General features: G+C 44.7%; 15 protein-coding genes. 14 read left to right on the forward strand and 1 reads right to left on the reverse strand.

From position 1 onward, the window contains the following. Positions 1-10 precede the first annotated feature (10 nt). From J9537_RS00425 to lpdA, 9 genes are all read left to right on the forward strand, one after another. Positions 11-1,423, forward strand: coding sequence for a PTS galactitol transporter subunit IIC (locus tag J9537_RS00425; protein ID WP_218256314.1), 1,413 nt, complete (start codon positions 11-13; stop codon positions 1,421-1,423). Then, positions 1,416-1,694, forward strand: coding sequence for a PTS sugar transporter subunit IIB (locus J9537_RS00430; RefSeq protein WP_010747335.1), 279 nt, complete (start codon positions 1,416-1,418; stop codon positions 1,692-1,694). Before J9537_RS00425 ends, J9537_RS00430 begins: the two co-directional genes overlap by 8 nt. Positions 1,695-1,792: 98 nt before the next feature. Continuing rightward, entirely contained in the window at positions 1,793-2,530 is a 738-nt protein-coding gene (locus tag J9537_RS00435; RefSeq protein WP_218256315.1) for an SDR family NAD(P)-dependent oxidoreductase, read from the forward strand. A gap of 10 nt (positions 2,531-2,540) precedes the next feature. Beyond that, positions 2,541-2,813, forward strand: coding sequence for a PTS sugar transporter subunit IIB (locus tag J9537_RS00440; RefSeq protein WP_218256316.1), 273 nt, complete (start codon positions 2,541-2,543; stop codon positions 2,811-2,813). Between the two features lie 636 nt (positions 2,814-3,449). Further along, positions 3,450-4,406: a sugar-binding transcriptional regulator gene (locus tag J9537_RS00445; RefSeq protein WP_010747332.1), complete on the forward strand. Its 957-nt coding sequence runs from the start codon at positions 3,450-3,452 to the stop codon at positions 4,404-4,406. A 16-nt stretch (positions 4,407-4,422) separates the two neighbouring features. Further along, positions 4,423-5,427: a thiamine pyrophosphate-dependent dehydrogenase E1 component subunit alpha gene (locus tag J9537_RS00450; RefSeq protein WP_010747331.1), complete on the forward strand. Its 1,005-nt coding sequence runs from the start codon at positions 4,423-4,425 to the stop codon at positions 5,425-5,427. 22 nt (positions 5,428-5,449) lie between these two features. After that, on the forward strand, positions 5,450-6,427 hold the full coding sequence (locus tag J9537_RS00455; RefSeq protein WP_010747330.1) for an alpha-ketoacid dehydrogenase subunit beta: 978 nt from the start codon (positions 5,450-5,452) through the stop codon (positions 6,425-6,427). 12 nt (positions 6,428-6,439) lie between these two features. After that, complete coding sequence (locus J9537_RS00460; RefSeq protein ID WP_218256317.1) at positions 6,440-7,654, forward strand: dihydrolipoamide acetyltransferase family protein; 1,215 nt, start codon at positions 6,440-6,442, stop codon at positions 7,652-7,654. A 12-nt stretch (positions 7,655-7,666) separates the two neighbouring features. After that, the gene (lpdA, locus tag J9537_RS00465; protein WP_218256318.1) at positions 7,667-9,058 is read left to right on the forward strand and encodes a dihydrolipoyl dehydrogenase; all 1,392 of its coding nucleotides are present in this window, start codon (positions 7,667-7,669) and stop codon (positions 9,056-9,058) included. Positions 9,059-9,100: 42 nt separating this feature from the next. Here the strand turns inward: lpdA and proC are convergent, their stop codons facing one another. Further along, positions 9,101-9,913, reverse strand: a complete 813-nt coding sequence (gene proC / locus J9537_RS00470; RefSeq protein ID WP_218256319.1) for a pyrroline-5-carboxylate reductase — start codon at positions 9,911-9,913, stop codon at positions 9,101-9,103. Between the two features lie 178 nt (positions 9,914-10,091). On the opposite strand from proC, the gene J9537_RS00475 reads away from it, so the two are divergent. The 5 genes from J9537_RS00475 (at position 10,092) to J9537_RS00495 (ending at position 13,213) form a co-directional block, all read left to right on the forward strand. Further along, positions 10,092-11,045, forward strand: a complete 954-nt coding sequence (locus tag J9537_RS00475; protein ID WP_218256320.1) for a helix-turn-helix domain-containing protein — start codon at positions 10,092-10,094, stop codon at positions 11,043-11,045. Beyond that, entirely contained in the window at positions 11,045-11,353 is a 309-nt protein-coding gene (locus J9537_RS00480; RefSeq protein WP_010747325.1) for a hypothetical protein, read from the forward strand. Before J9537_RS00475 ends, J9537_RS00480 begins: the two co-directional genes overlap by 1 nt. A 74-nt stretch (positions 11,354-11,427) precedes the next feature. Continuing rightward, complete coding sequence (locus tag J9537_RS00485; protein ID WP_218256321.1) at positions 11,428-11,778, forward strand: iron chaperone; 351 nt, start codon at positions 11,428-11,430, stop codon at positions 11,776-11,778. Then, a complete protein-coding gene (locus tag J9537_RS00490; RefSeq protein ID WP_218256322.1) occupies positions 11,771-12,136 on the forward strand; it encodes a VOC family protein in 366 nt (121 codons plus the stop codon). Before J9537_RS00485 ends, J9537_RS00490 begins: the two co-directional genes overlap by 8 nt. Positions 12,137-12,322: 186 nt before the next feature. Further along, positions 12,323-13,213, forward strand: coding sequence for a sulfite exporter TauE/SafE family protein (locus J9537_RS00495; RefSeq protein ID WP_218256323.1), 891 nt, complete (start codon positions 12,323-12,325; stop codon positions 13,211-13,213). Positions 13,214-13,224: the final 11 nt, after the last annotated feature.

Here is a 13,224-nt window from a genome sequence, read left to right on the forward strand (position 1 = left end):
AGGAGAAAAAATGTTAGATATACTTAAAGCAGGTGTGAACTATATATTGGACCTTGGAGCAGCTGCGATGCTGCCGATCATTTTGACCGTCTTTGGGGTTGTTTTAGGTCAAAAGCTGAGTAAATCTTTTCGAGCTGGTTTAACCGTCGGGATTGGTTTCACTGGATTGAATTTGGTAATTGGGTTGCTTTCGGATTCGATCGGAGCATCCTCTCAAGCGATGATTGAACGTTTAGGTTTGCAATTGGATATCTTGGATGTTGGTTGGCCGATTGGAGCAGCGATCACCTTCGCCACACCAATCGCAGTAATTTTGATTCCGGTAATCTTTATTTTTAATATGATCCTGCTGCGATTTAATCAAACCAAAACGATGGACGTGGATCTTTGGAACTATTGGCATTTGATTTTCCCGGGAGCAATGATTTATTATGCGACCGATTCAATTTGGATCGCCATTGTTTGTGCCTTGATCAATTCCTTTGTCATTTTCAAATTAGCCGATTGGACGGCACCAGCAGTCGAGCATTTTTTTGGCTTGCCGGGCATCTCCTTACCCCACGGGGAGACGGTAAACTTTGCGCCGTTGACCTATGCGTTGAACCGTGTATGGGATAAGATTCCAGGCATCAATAAAATTGATATTAACGCGAAGAACTTGAAGGAGCGTTTAGGGATCTTTGGTGAACCGATGATGATCGGTTTGGTACTAGGGGTTGGAATGGGCTTGCTGGCAGGCTACGACTCTCAGGCAATTATCCAATTAGGTGTGCAAACTTCAGCGGTAATGATCTTAATGCCGAGAATGGTAGCTTTATTGATGGAAGGGCTATCACCGATTGCTGAAGGGGCTAAAACCTTTATTCAAAAACGTTTCCCAGGAAAAGAAGTGTACATTGGTTTAGATGCAGCGGTTGTAACAGCCCATCCGGCAATTATCACCGTAGCACTATTGATGGTACCAATCACGATCTTATTAGCGGCAATTCTGCCATTCAATCGTTTATTACCTTTCGCTGATTTAGCGGTATTGCCTTTCACGGTCATCTGGTCAGTCGCAGCATCAAAAGGAAATATTTTCAGAGGATTGCTAAATTCAATCGCATCCATTTGTATCGTCTTCTTTATCGCAACGAATTTAGGGGCATTGACGACCACAATGGCACATGCAGTGGGCTTTGCTTTTCCTGAAGGGGCAACGATGATCTCAGGGATTGATATGAGCAGTCACATCACCTTGTGGATCATGCTGAAGCTGATTGATCCATCGAATCTTCCGGCCTTCATGGCAGGGGCCATTGCGCTAGTTATGTATGGAGCGCTGTGGTTCTGGACACGAAATGATATTAAAAAGCATTATGGATTGCCAACTGGAAAAGACGATCCCAACAGTACGATTAAAGGAGCTGAGATGAATGAATAAAAAACATATCCTTATTGCCTGCGGAACAGGTGTAGCCACATCAACGGTGGTGTGTATGCGGGTAAAAGAAGAGCTGGAAAAGAACAATATTCCAGCAACAGTGGAACAGTGTAAGGTAGCAGAATTGCCTTCGAAAATACAAGGAGCGGATTTGGTTGTTACGACGACGGCTTATGAGAGCGAGAACATCCCTGTTATTCGTGCCTTGTCCTTTTTAACAGGTGTTGGAATTGAAGCAGATGTACAGAAAATTATTGATATTTTAAGTTAGACAATGCGCGCTTCTTTTCCTGAATAAATAGGAAAAGAAGCGCGTATCTAACGAAAGGCATATGTTCGAACATATAAAATAGAGATAGGAGCGAACCCATGAAAGGAAAAGTTGCGGTAATCACTGGCGGGGCAAAAGGAATCGGCAAAGCGATTGCCCAAAAGTTTGCGGAAGCGGGTGCGTACACAGTGATTTTAGATTTTGACCAAGTGAATGGGGAACAAACAGCGGCGGAATTTTCTCAGTCCTTTTCGGAGTCCTTGTTTATCCAAACCGATGTCTCAAATCCAGAGTCGCTGCAGCGGGCAAGCGAGCAGGTTTTTGAACATTTTCATCAAGTGGATATTTTGGTGATCAACGCGGGGATCAGCTATCTACATTCCATAGATGAAATCTCGATCGAAGAATGGCAGCGTGTCCTGCATATTAATTTGGACGGCTCCTTCTATACCTTGAAGGCTTTTTATGATTATTTTATCGATGACGTAGGAAAAGTCATTTTTATCACCTCTGGATCAGCTATTACGGGCACCGGCGGCGGGATGCACTATGCTTCCTCAAAGGCAGGACAACACGGTTTAATGCGAGCGGCGTCAAAGGAGCTTGGACCAAGAGGGATCAACGTCAACGCGATTGCACCGCGAGTCATTCAGACCGATATTTTAGATACGCTTTATCCAGATGCGGCTAGTCGAGAAGAGCTGGTGAAAAAAATTCCGCTTCGGCGGATCGGTCAGCCAGAAGACATTGCGAATCTGGCGCTGTTTTTAGCAAGTCCTGAAAGTTCGTATATTCATGGACAAATTATGTTAGCTGATGGTGGAAGAACTTATTAAAGGAGCGCTTATGAAAAAAATTTTAGTTGTTACAGGTACCTCCGACAATAAACGGAACTTTACCGTGAACTATATTGCGGAGTTTATGAAGGAAAAAGAAGTAGAGGCAGAGGTTGTTGGAGAAAGTATTTATGATGTAACGGAGGTAGCCGAAGATATTTCTGCGATTGTAGCTATTGGACAGCCGCAATTCACGACGGATCTGCCGATCATTGACGGCACCCCCTTTATTACGAAATTCAACATGGATACATGCTGCCAGCAATTGCTTGAAAAGCTCTAACGCGGCGATCCTTATAGTGTGAAGCCGATTAATGAGTCGAGTGTTGAGGGAGCAATGAAAAGCTGTTCTTTCATGATTAATGATGAAAAAAGGATGACTATAAACAAAGGCACAGATTTATTATGATGGAGATGAGAAATAGGGCAGAATCAGAGGCTCAGCGAGGATGTACCTTTTGTTTTTAAGCTGAGTAAGTTGTTCTTTCACTATGGAGATACTAAAGGACTCTAGGAACGAATAGAAGAAACATTCTCCTGCATTTATCGAGTACCGTAAAGCATTTGGAAAAATCATAGTGAAAATCAACCTTATTGGTCCTTTCGCGAGAACCCAATAATACATGGTTTTTACTATGATCTTTTTATTCAAAAGTCAGTAAACACAAAAGAATGTGAAGGGCTGTGACATATGTTACGAAAACCGCGTCGTTGGAACATTTTGTAAAGATGACATTGTGAAAAAAATCATTTGGTGAAAGCGTTGACACTAAGAAGCAAGGCTCTTATGATGAGTGTGTAACATATGTTAAATATAAGAACATATGATAATAATGAGTCTAAATTAAGAAAGAGTTCCTTTATACAGGTTCTCTTTTTCAAAAAGAAGCTCATTGGCACGAACTAGGAGGGAATAAAAATGAGTTATTCCGACGATGCCCGATTGTTAACCGAGATTGCTTCCATGTATTACGAAGAGGGAGCAAAGCAATCAGATGTGGCGAAAAAATTTAATATTAGTCGTTCGCTGGTATCCAAGTATTTAGCAAAGGCACGTTCCTTAGGTCTGGTAGAGATTATCATTCATGACGATCTTGTCCATCCCTATCGCATGTTAGAAGAGAAATTGATTGAAAAATTTGGATTGACGGAGGTCATTTGTATCGCGCCAGCCGCAGCTGAAATGCTGAACAAACGGATTGGGATCGCGGCTGGAAAATACCTGTCACGCGTTTTAAAAGGCGACGAAACCATTGGCGTTTCCGCGGGGATGGTCGTTCACGAGGCGGCTCAAAACTTTTTGCCGAAAAACCAAATGGAAAATATTCGATTTATTCCGTTAGTAGGCGGATTGGGACAAGAGCATACAGCGTTGCAGGCAAATGTGGTCTGCGAAATTTTTGCCCGTAAGAGCGGCGGTTCAGTATTGGAGCTGCATGCGCCAATCACCGTCGATTCAGCTGAAGCTAAAAAGGTGTTTATGGCACAATCCTTTATCAAGAACGTGTTTGACAAAGGGAAAAAGGCGGATGTCGCATTAGTGGGAATTGGCGGATTGCCCGCATATTCCACGATGACTAAAGCTTATCTGCCGAATGAAGAAGTACCACTAAGAAAGGAATTGTCTGCTGGCAATGTGTCAGGAGATATTTGTTACAACTTTATTGATGAGGAGGGCGAGTTAACAGATTGCACTTGGAATGATCGGGTCTTAGCCATCAGCCTGTCGGAATTAAAGCAGATTCCAAAACGGATCGGTGTATCTGGCGGAAAAGAGAAAGTCAGCGGGATACGAGCAGCGTTAAAGGGAAAATTAGTCAATGTTTTAATTACCGATGAAGAGACAGCTAAAACATTATTAGATGAAGATAAATAAAAATGGAGGCGCATAAATGATGACAGCAACGAAAAACATCTCGATTCCGAATCGAGCAGGTTTGACGGACGAGGATTTGGTAGAGCTTTATCGCAGAATGTGGGAAATTCGTTTCTTTGACGAGAAGGTGGACCAGCTATTTGCTAAAGGTTTGATTCACGGAACCACTCACTTGGCAGTGGGACAGGAAGCGACAGCCGCAGGTAGCGGAGCAGTTTTAAGAAAGACCGACTGGATCACCGCGACTCACCGTGGACATGGACAAACAATTGCTAAAGGGACAAATATCAATGAAATGATGGCAGAGTTGTTTGGTCGTACAACAGGAACGAACAATGGAAAAGGCGGCTCAATGCACATTGCGGATCTGGATACGGGAAATCTTGGCGCAAATGGGATCGTAGGCGGCGGCTTCCCGATCGCTACAGGTGCGGCACTGACGTCAAAATTGAAAAAAAATGACACGGTTGCTTTAGCGTATGCCGGAGATGGTTCAACAAATGAGGGCAGCTTCCATGAATCCTTGAATCTGGCTTCCATTTGGGCATTGCCTGTCGTCTTCTTTATTGAAAACAATCAATACGGAATGAGCGGACCGTTTAAAACAATGATGAACGTTGAGCGTTTGTCTGAACGAGCAAAAGCGTATGGAATCGAAGGAATTACTATCGAAGGAAATGACGTGATCGAAGTCATTAATACTACCTATGACGCGGTTGAAAAAGCGCGTCGCGGAGAAGGCCCAACCCTTATTGAGGCGATGACTTATCGCTGGAAAGGCCATTCGAAATCTGATGCGAAGAAATATCGTACGAAGGAAGAGGAAGAAGATTGGCGTAAGAATCGCGATCCAATCAAATTGGCTCGTGAAAAATTCGTAGCGGCGGGGATCTTCACGGAAGAGGAAGCAGAGGAAATTCGCTTAGCAGCGAAACAGGCGATTGAAGATGCGGTAACCTTCGCGGAAGAAAGCCCAATGCCGGCGATTGAAAGCATGTACGAAGACGTTTATTCAGACTAGAGAGAATTAGGAGGAGCAAATAATGAGAGAAATCACGTACGCGGAAGCGGTCAGAGAAGCAATGTCTGAAGCGATGCGAGAAGATGAAGATATTTTCATGTTAGGTGAAGACATCGGTGTTTATGGCGGCGCTTTCGGTGTGAGTCGGGGTATGGTGGAAGAATTTGGTGAGGAACGGGTGCGTTCAACACCGATCTCTGAATCAGTGATCGCGGGAGCGGCTGTAGGTTCGGCGATGACAGGAATGCGTCCGATTTTTGAAATTCAATTTTCAGACTTCATTACGATCGCCTTAGATCAAATCGTCAATCAAGCAGCAAAAATCCGCTACATGTACGGTGGAAAAGCGAAAATTCCATTGGTGATGCGCACACCAGGCGGTTCGGGAACAGGCGCGGCGGCGCAGCACTCGCAAAGCTTAGAAAACTGGACAGCCCACGTCCCTGGATTGAAGGTAATCCAACCAGCGACGGCTTATGATGCGAAAGGTTTGCTGCATGCAGCGATCGAAGACAATAACCCAGTCATGTTTTATGAACACAAGCTTTGCTACCGGACGAGTTCAGATGTACCGGAAGGAAAATACACGATTCCAATCGGAGTCGCAGATATCAAACGAGAAGGAACCGACATTTCAGTTGTAGCGACTGGAATTATGGTTCACAAAGCCATGGAAGCCGCAGATATTTTAGCGGAGGAAGGCATTCAAATCGAAGTGGTTGATCCACGGACGCTGGTACCGCTAGATAAACAGGCAATTATTGATTCTGTTGTTAAAACAGGAAAAGCTGTTGTTGTGACTGAAGCAGTAAAACGCAGCGGATTCAGTGCTGAGCTGGCAAGTGTGATCGCCGAAGAGGAATGCTTCGACTTCTTAGATGCACCGATCGTACGTTTAGCTGGTAAAGAAATCCCGATGCCGTATCATCCAGAGCTTGAGAAGAAAGCGGTTCCTCAAGTAGAGGATATTGTTGAAGCTTGTCGTGGATTGATGGCGTAGGGGGGATAAAAAATGGCGAATGAAGTATTGATGCCGAAGTTAAGTTCCACGATGGATGTCGGAACGATCACGACTTGGCTAAAAAATGAAGGCGATTCCGTGGAAATCGGTGAGGTGATTTTTGAAGTAATGACGGATAAAATCGCGATCGAAGTGGAAGCCTATGATGAAGGAATTTTACTCAAAAAATATATTGGCGACGGAGATAGCGCACCGGTGAATTCCGTGATCGCCTACATTGGTGAAGCAGGGGAAGACGTTCCCGCGGAAATGCCGGGAGCAGAAACAGAAGCAGCGGAAGAAGCACCAGCTGAGGAAACGACAGTAGCTGCTGAACCTGCCAAAGAAACAACCGTTGCGACAACGAAAGTTCGGGCAACACCAGCGGCTCGACGCATCGCACGAGAAAAAGGAATTGATCTGCAGCAAGTTCAAGGAACGGGTCCAAAAGGGCGCATTCAAGCTTTAGATGTGAAGCAATATCAAGAAAAACCAGTTGCAGCCGCGCCAGCACAAAAAGCTGCAGAAGGCGAACTGATTCCTTGGAGCGGGATGCGTAAAGCCATTGCCGACAAGATGTCAGAAAGCAAGCACACGATTCCTCATGTGACCATGAATGCGGAAGTTGACTTAACGAAGGTAATCGAGCTGCGGAAGCAATTATTGCCGATGGTGGAAGAACGTACCGACGAACGGTTATCCTTCTTAGAAATTATCGCAAAAGCCGCGATGGTCGCGCTGAAAGCGTATCCTGAATTTAATGCTAATGCCTATGAGGATGGCATCCGACGGTTCGAGCATGTCAATCTTGGTGTTGCAGTGGCGGTTGCTGAAGGATTGGTGGTACCTGTTGTGGAGCAAGCCGATCAGAAGGGGTTAAGTGATCTGACCGCAGCCGTAAAAGCGGTGACGAAAAAAGCGCGTGACGGGCAATTGATGCCGGCAGAAATGAGCGGCGGGACCTTTACGATCAGTTCATTAGGCCGCAGCAAGGTTCAAACCTTCAATCCAATCATCAATTTACCGGAAGTGGCGATTTTAGGTGTTGGCGGCAGCTATGACAAATTAGTTGTTGAGAATACACCAGAAGGACCTCAGGTTGCGACGATCACGGCGTTGAACTTATGTCTGTCCTTTGATCATCGAGTTGCTGATGGCGCACCTGCCGCGGCATTCTTAAGTATGATTGTTGACCTGCTGGAAAATCCAATGAGCTTGTTGCTGTAGAGGGGGCTGAACATGACGAAAAAGACAGATACAGTCGTAATCGGCGCAGGACCTGGCGGTTATGTAGCGGCCATTCGTGCGGCGCAATTAGGACAAAAGGTAACAGTGGTAGAAGCTGAACATATTGGCGGTGTCTGTTTGAATGTAGGATGTATCCCATCCAAAGCATTGATTACAGCAGGACACCGTTATCAAGAAGCCCAGCACTCTGATTTTTTAGGCTTGAGTGTGAAGGAGGCAACCTTAGATTTTGCCAAGACGCAGCAATGGAAGGATCAGCAGGTCGTCAAAACGCTGACCTCTGGTGTTGGGATGCTTTTGAAGAAAAATGGCGCGGACGTTATCATGGGCAGGGCCACCTTTACTGGACCGCAAAGCTTAACGATCACCACAAAAAAAGGGGAAGAAAAGCTGGAATTCAAACATGCGATCGTCGCAACCGGCAGCCGGCCAATTGAAATTCCCGGTTTTGCTTTTGGCGGACGGGTATTGGACTCTACTGGCGGCTTGAATTTAAAGGAAATACCGAAGAAGCTGGTGATTATCGGCGGAGGAATCGTTGGCTCAGAGCTTGGCGGCGCCTATCGCAATCTCGGTTCAGAGGTCACGATCATTGAAGGCAGTCCGAATATCCTGCCGAATTTTGAAGCGGATATTCAAAAGCTGGTTGCTCAACGCTTTAAACAAAACGGCGTGTCTATTTTCACAGACGCAAAAGCGAAGAAAGCGACAGAGACTGCAAATGGCGTAGCGGTTGAATTTGAGGTCAAAGGCAAGACTCAAACCATCGAAGCAGATTATGTGATGGTCACAGTCGGGCGCAGACCCAATACGGAAAGTCTAGGTTTGGAAAAAGCCGGCGTTAAACTGACTGAACGAAACTTGGTTAAAGTAGATGAGCAATACCGGACCTCTCAGAAAACGATTTTTGCCATTGGCGACATCGTGGAAGGTCTGGCCCTGGCCCACAAAGCCAGCTATGAAGCGAAGGTTGCGGCTGAAGTGATTGGCGGGAAAAATGTGGCGAAGGATTATCGCGCGATTCCAGCAATCTGCTTCACCGACCCGGAAGTGGCAACAGTTGGCTATACCTTGGCAGAAGCAAAGGCGGAAGGAATCAAAGCCAAGACAGCGAATTTCCCAATGCAGGCCAATGGACGTGCTTTGTCGTTGAACGCTACAGAAGGGTTTGTTCGGTTAGTCTTTGAGGAAGAGACCGAGTTGGTTCTAGGTGCTCAAATCGTTGGTGTGAACGCCAGTGATCTAGTGGCTGAGATCACTCTGGCGATCGAATCCTATCTCACATTAGAGGATATTTCTCTAACGATTCATGGACATCCGACACTTTCAGAAATGGTGATGGATGCGTGTGAAGTCGGACTAGGATTGCCGATTCATATGTAAAAAGAAGGACTGCCAAGCAATCGGCGGTCCTTCTTTTTCATGCTATTTTTTACCTAATTCCTCATCTTTACGAATTGTCGCGTCAATCCCTTTAATCACCGTTGAGATAAAGGCGTTGTCTTCTAACTCTACGAACCCGGCAACCGTTGTTCCACCAGGGGAACTTACCCGATCAATTAAAGTCCATGGATTTTCATCGCTGTTGGCTAAGGTTTGTGCGCTGCCTAGAATCGCTTGGGTCGCCATTTCTAACGCGAGGTCCTTTGGCAAACCATTTTTCACGGCTGCACGTGCGATGGAGTCGATAAATAGGAATGTATATGCAGGAGAGCTGCCGGCGATTGCTGTGAAGATAGAAAAATATTTCTCTTCTAGTGGCCAGGCTTTTCCGACGGCATTGAATAGATCAATGATTACTGCCACGTCTTCTTTGGTAGCGCTGGTGTTTCCACAGACAGCGGCCGCACCTTCGCCCACCATCGCGTTCATATTCGGCATGACGCGGACAATTCGAATCGGCTGATCCGTTTCAAAGACTTCATAGATAGCTTCGGTACTTGTTCCAGCCGCGATGGAAACGATCAAAGGATCATTTTGCAGGATGGCGTCTTTCGCCTCCAGCAAGACTCCTTTAATGACATTGGGTTTTACTGCCAAAATCAAGGTATCGACGGTTTTGATGACTTCCTGAGGATCTTTCAAGACATGTGCGCCCACTTTATCCGCAAACGCCTGTACCTTTTCGGTTGAGATATCATATAAATAAATATCCTCAGGCTTGCTGAATCCCTTTTGAACAATGCCTTCTACGATTGCAGATGCCATATTCCCGGCACCAATAAAACCAATTTTCATACTGATTCCTCCTAATTTCTATTTCTATAGGTCTGCTTAATTTTGAGCAAAGTGTTTCAATCAAATGTTTAATTGTTAAAAAGGTGGTACAATCACTAAAGAGATTATATGCTGAAGGGACTTTATTTAAAATAGTTTAGATAAAGAAGAAAGTGTTCGATTCTAAGGCGGTGGGTAAATGGATGTAACGACAGAGCAGTATGTTAGCTTTTATCAATTTTTGAAAACGTTGGATTGTTACTTGGGTGATGATGGGCAAATGGTCGGGGAGGTACAGCGTTTTTCTGCTAATCCGCGGCGGGAGATCGCAGCCTTTGTAACGAAAGAAACGTCTGATCGAATAGAGGTTCCTGCTGATTTTATTCGCATAATATATGTAATGAAGGGAACGGTGGCCGTTCAAATCAAGGATACGGAGCAGGTGCTGGATGCTGGCGGTCTAGTCATAGCCAATGCCGTAACCAGCCTTTCTTATCGCGGCAACTTCGAGGCCGAAGTGATTGCCTTTTATTTTAAGCGAAGCTACTTTAACGAATCGTTGTTAAGTCAATTTTTGGAAGAGCCGTTGCTTTACCGCTTTTTTGTAGAGGCATTGAGTGACGAGTTTAACGGAATTCCACGTTTTCTGGTCTATGATTTTGTTGAGGTCACCGATGTGCATTTTTACGCGCTGCTTCTCTTAAAGCAGGTGGTTAAAATGGCGTACTTCAATAATAAGGTGACTAAATCGGCGTTTGTTCTTTTGATCGTGGAGATCAGTCAGGCCGCTCCTGAACGGTTGATCGCGAAGGATAGCGTTGTCTCGAACGGACAGCTGACCGAAGAAATTTTAGCGTATATCGATGCTCGCTTGGAGCAGGTAACCTTGGAAGAGGTCGCACAAAAGTTTCATTTCCATCCCAATTATTTATCCAACTTATTAAAGGAAAAGACGGGTCATTCTTATACGGAAATTGTCTTAGTGAAAAGAATTGAGCGCTGCAAGAGCTATTTGGAGCAGACAGATCTGACCATCCAGACAATCGTTGAGCGTCTAGGCTATAAGGACAAGGCCTTTTTCTACAAACGGTTCAAGCAGATTGAGGGTGTCACGCCACGACAGTATCGAAAAATGCGAGAGGAAGAAAACTAATGTATGAAGAGATTTTTGCTGAGGTTCATTTAACAGTCGTTGAACAACCGATTGAATGGGTGGGGGAGCTGCCGCTTTATCGGGGGCATCTAAAGGAATTGCCTTTTATCACTGGGGAAGGTCCCTCAAAAAAAGCAATGTATCGCCAGTTGGCGGAACAATATCAGGAATATGTCGCGTTGAATCAAATGGAGGATAAGGAGGAGGAGATGACCTCTTCACTATTAACAGCGGATCAATTGTTGAAATATTACGATGGCGAAACCTTCGACGGCTTTTCATTGAGCGATTTATTGAAAGATGAATAGAAACAGAGCAAGTTTGTATACCTTTTCAATACTTTTCGATAGACTGAATGCAACACGATGAAGGAGTGAAACTTATGTCACCGATTGAAGAATATATAAATGACGCGGAGCAGGAGCAGCAGCCGATGCTAAAAGACATCTATCAGCTGATCAAAGAGCTGCTTCCAGCAGAAACGACCGAAAAGCTTTCCTATGGGATGCCAACATTTTATTTGAAGGAAAATCTCGTTCATTTTGGCGCAATGAAAAAGCATCTGGGTTTTTATCCAACGCCTAGCGCGATGACCGCTTTTGCGGACAAGCTATCTGATTACAAAACCTCAAAGGGCGCCTTGCAGATCCCCTACACACAGGAGCTGCCGAAAAAGTTGATCAAAGACATGGTTCGCTTTCGTTTGCAGGAGGTGGTGGAGAAAAATGCTTAAGGAAATAGAGATCATGCTATATGTCAATGACGTGGCAGGCTCAGCGGCCTTTTGGCAGGAGGGATTAGAAGAAAGAATCATTTCTCAGCAAACAATGCCGGATGATTCCTTGCAGGTGACGGTGGAATTGTTCGATTCAGTACATCTAGTATTGTTTGATCGCGGATTTATCGAACGATATTCTCCAGAAGTCGTCGATAATGTTCCATCACTGCTTATGAAGGTATCGGATCTGGAGGCTTACCATGAACGATTGCAAAAATTAGGGACAACGGTGAATCCGATTGTCCAACAGGGCGAAAAACGGCTGTTTAATTTCGCTGATCCTGAAAATCATTATTTTGTTTTGAGTGAGTAACCTTCATGAATTGAGGGTTATTTTTTTATTGCGCGGTTTCTGAATGCTACTCATAGAATCCTCTATTGTTTATAGGACGAATATCATCAAACTGTTAGGTGATTTAAGTCAAAATCCTTGTGAATTGTTGTATTATCTTAAAAGGAAAAAGAGCTTTCATTGATTATTTTTTTAGAGGAGAGAACTATGGTACAAATTTTGTTGGGACTGTTAGGTGTCCTATTGGTTTATTATCTGTTTTATTTTATTCGCGATTTGCTCGCTGAACGTGGCAATTGGGGCGGCGGAAATATGGTTGTTTCGGGTGTGATCGGTTTTATCACGGACGCGATGGATACGCTGGGAATCGGCAGTTTTGCGCCGACGACAATGCTGCTGGAGATGACAAAGCAGCTGGACAACGACCGTCAATTACCAGGAACCTTGAACGTTTCTCATACTGTTCCGGTTATTATTGAAGCATTTATTTTTATTACCGTTGTAAAAGTAGCGCCGCTGACGTTATTCTCATTAGTTATTGCGGCAATCGTCGGGTCTTACATTGGTTCGAAAACAGTCAGCAAGCTGCCTGAGAAAAAAGTGCAATTCTATATGGGAATCGCTTTGATCGTTACAGCCGCATTGATGGCGTTGAAACAATTAGGGATGCTTGATCTATTAGGAACAGGCAATCATTTAACTGGCTTGACGGGTGTGAAATTGATCATCGGAATTGTCGGCAACTTCATTTTAGGTGCATTGATGACGATTGGTGTTGGCTTATACGCGCCGTGTATGGCATTGGTGTATATGCTGGGATTAAGTCCGCTAGTGGCCTTTCCAATTATGATGGCTTCTTGTGCAGGATTAATGCCTGTGGCGGGGACAAACTTTATCAAATCTGGTGATTATTCGCGCAAAGTCAGCTTAGGGATCACGATCGGGGGAGTCATCGGTGTGATTATCGCGACCCGTTTTGTTACAGGATTGAACATGACGGTATTGACATGGATCGTTATCGTAGTGGTTCTTTATTCAGGATTTACGTATATCCGTAAAGGAATGCATGAAGTAACAGGCACGTTGAAAAAGTCTTAGAGAGCAATCTC

The organism is Enterococcus raffinosus (genome assembly GCF_019175485.1).
GTDB classification, from domain to species: Bacteria; Bacillota; Bacilli; order Lactobacillales; family Enterococcaceae; genus Enterococcus_A; species Enterococcus_A raffinosus.

Coding starts and splice junctions, on each gene's coding strand:
- J9537_RS00460 (WP_218256317.1), top strand. CDS start 6,440: ATGGCGAATGAAGTATTGATGCCGAAGTTAAGTTCCACGATGGATGTC.
- J9537_RS00430 (WP_010747335.1), top strand. CDS start 1,416: ATGAATAAAAAACATATCCTTATTGCCTGCGGAACAGGTGTAGCCACA.
- J9537_RS00490 (WP_218256322.1), top strand. CDS start 11,771: ATGCTTAAGGAAATAGAGATCATGCTATATGTCAATGACGTGGCAGGC.
- J9537_RS00455 (WP_010747330.1), top strand. CDS start 5,450: ATGAGAGAAATCACGTACGCGGAAGCGGTCAGAGAAGCAATGTCTGAA.
- J9537_RS00435 (WP_218256315.1), top strand. CDS start 1,793: ATGAAAGGAAAAGTTGCGGTAATCACTGGCGGGGCAAAAGGAATCGGC.
- J9537_RS00425 (WP_218256314.1), top strand. CDS start 11: ATGTTAGATATACTTAAAGCAGGTGTGAACTATATATTGGACCTTGGA.
- J9537_RS00445 (WP_010747332.1), top strand. CDS start 3,450: ATGAGTTATTCCGACGATGCCCGATTGTTAACCGAGATTGCTTCCATG.
- proC (WP_218256319.1), bottom strand. CDS start 9,913: ATGAAAATTGGTTTTATTGGTGCCGGGAATATGGCATCTGCAATCGTA.
- J9537_RS00440 (WP_218256316.1), top strand. CDS start 2,541: ATGAAAAAAATTTTAGTTGTTACAGGTACCTCCGACAATAAACGGAAC.
- J9537_RS00495 (WP_218256323.1), top strand. CDS start 12,323: ATGGTACAAATTTTGTTGGGACTGTTAGGTGTCCTATTGGTTTATTAT.
- J9537_RS00480 (WP_010747325.1), top strand. CDS start 11,045: ATGTATGAAGAGATTTTTGCTGAGGTTCATTTAACAGTCGTTGAACAA.
- lpdA (WP_218256318.1), top strand. CDS start 7,667: ATGACGAAAAAGACAGATACAGTCGTAATCGGCGCAGGACCTGGCGGT.
- J9537_RS00450 (WP_010747331.1), top strand. CDS start 4,423: ATGATGACAGCAACGAAAAACATCTCGATTCCGAATCGAGCAGGTTTG.
- J9537_RS00475 (WP_218256320.1), top strand. CDS start 10,092: ATGGATGTAACGACAGAGCAGTATGTTAGCTTTTATCAATTTTTGAAA.
- J9537_RS00485 (WP_218256321.1), top strand. CDS start 11,428: ATGTCACCGATTGAAGAATATATAAATGACGCGGAGCAGGAGCAGCAG.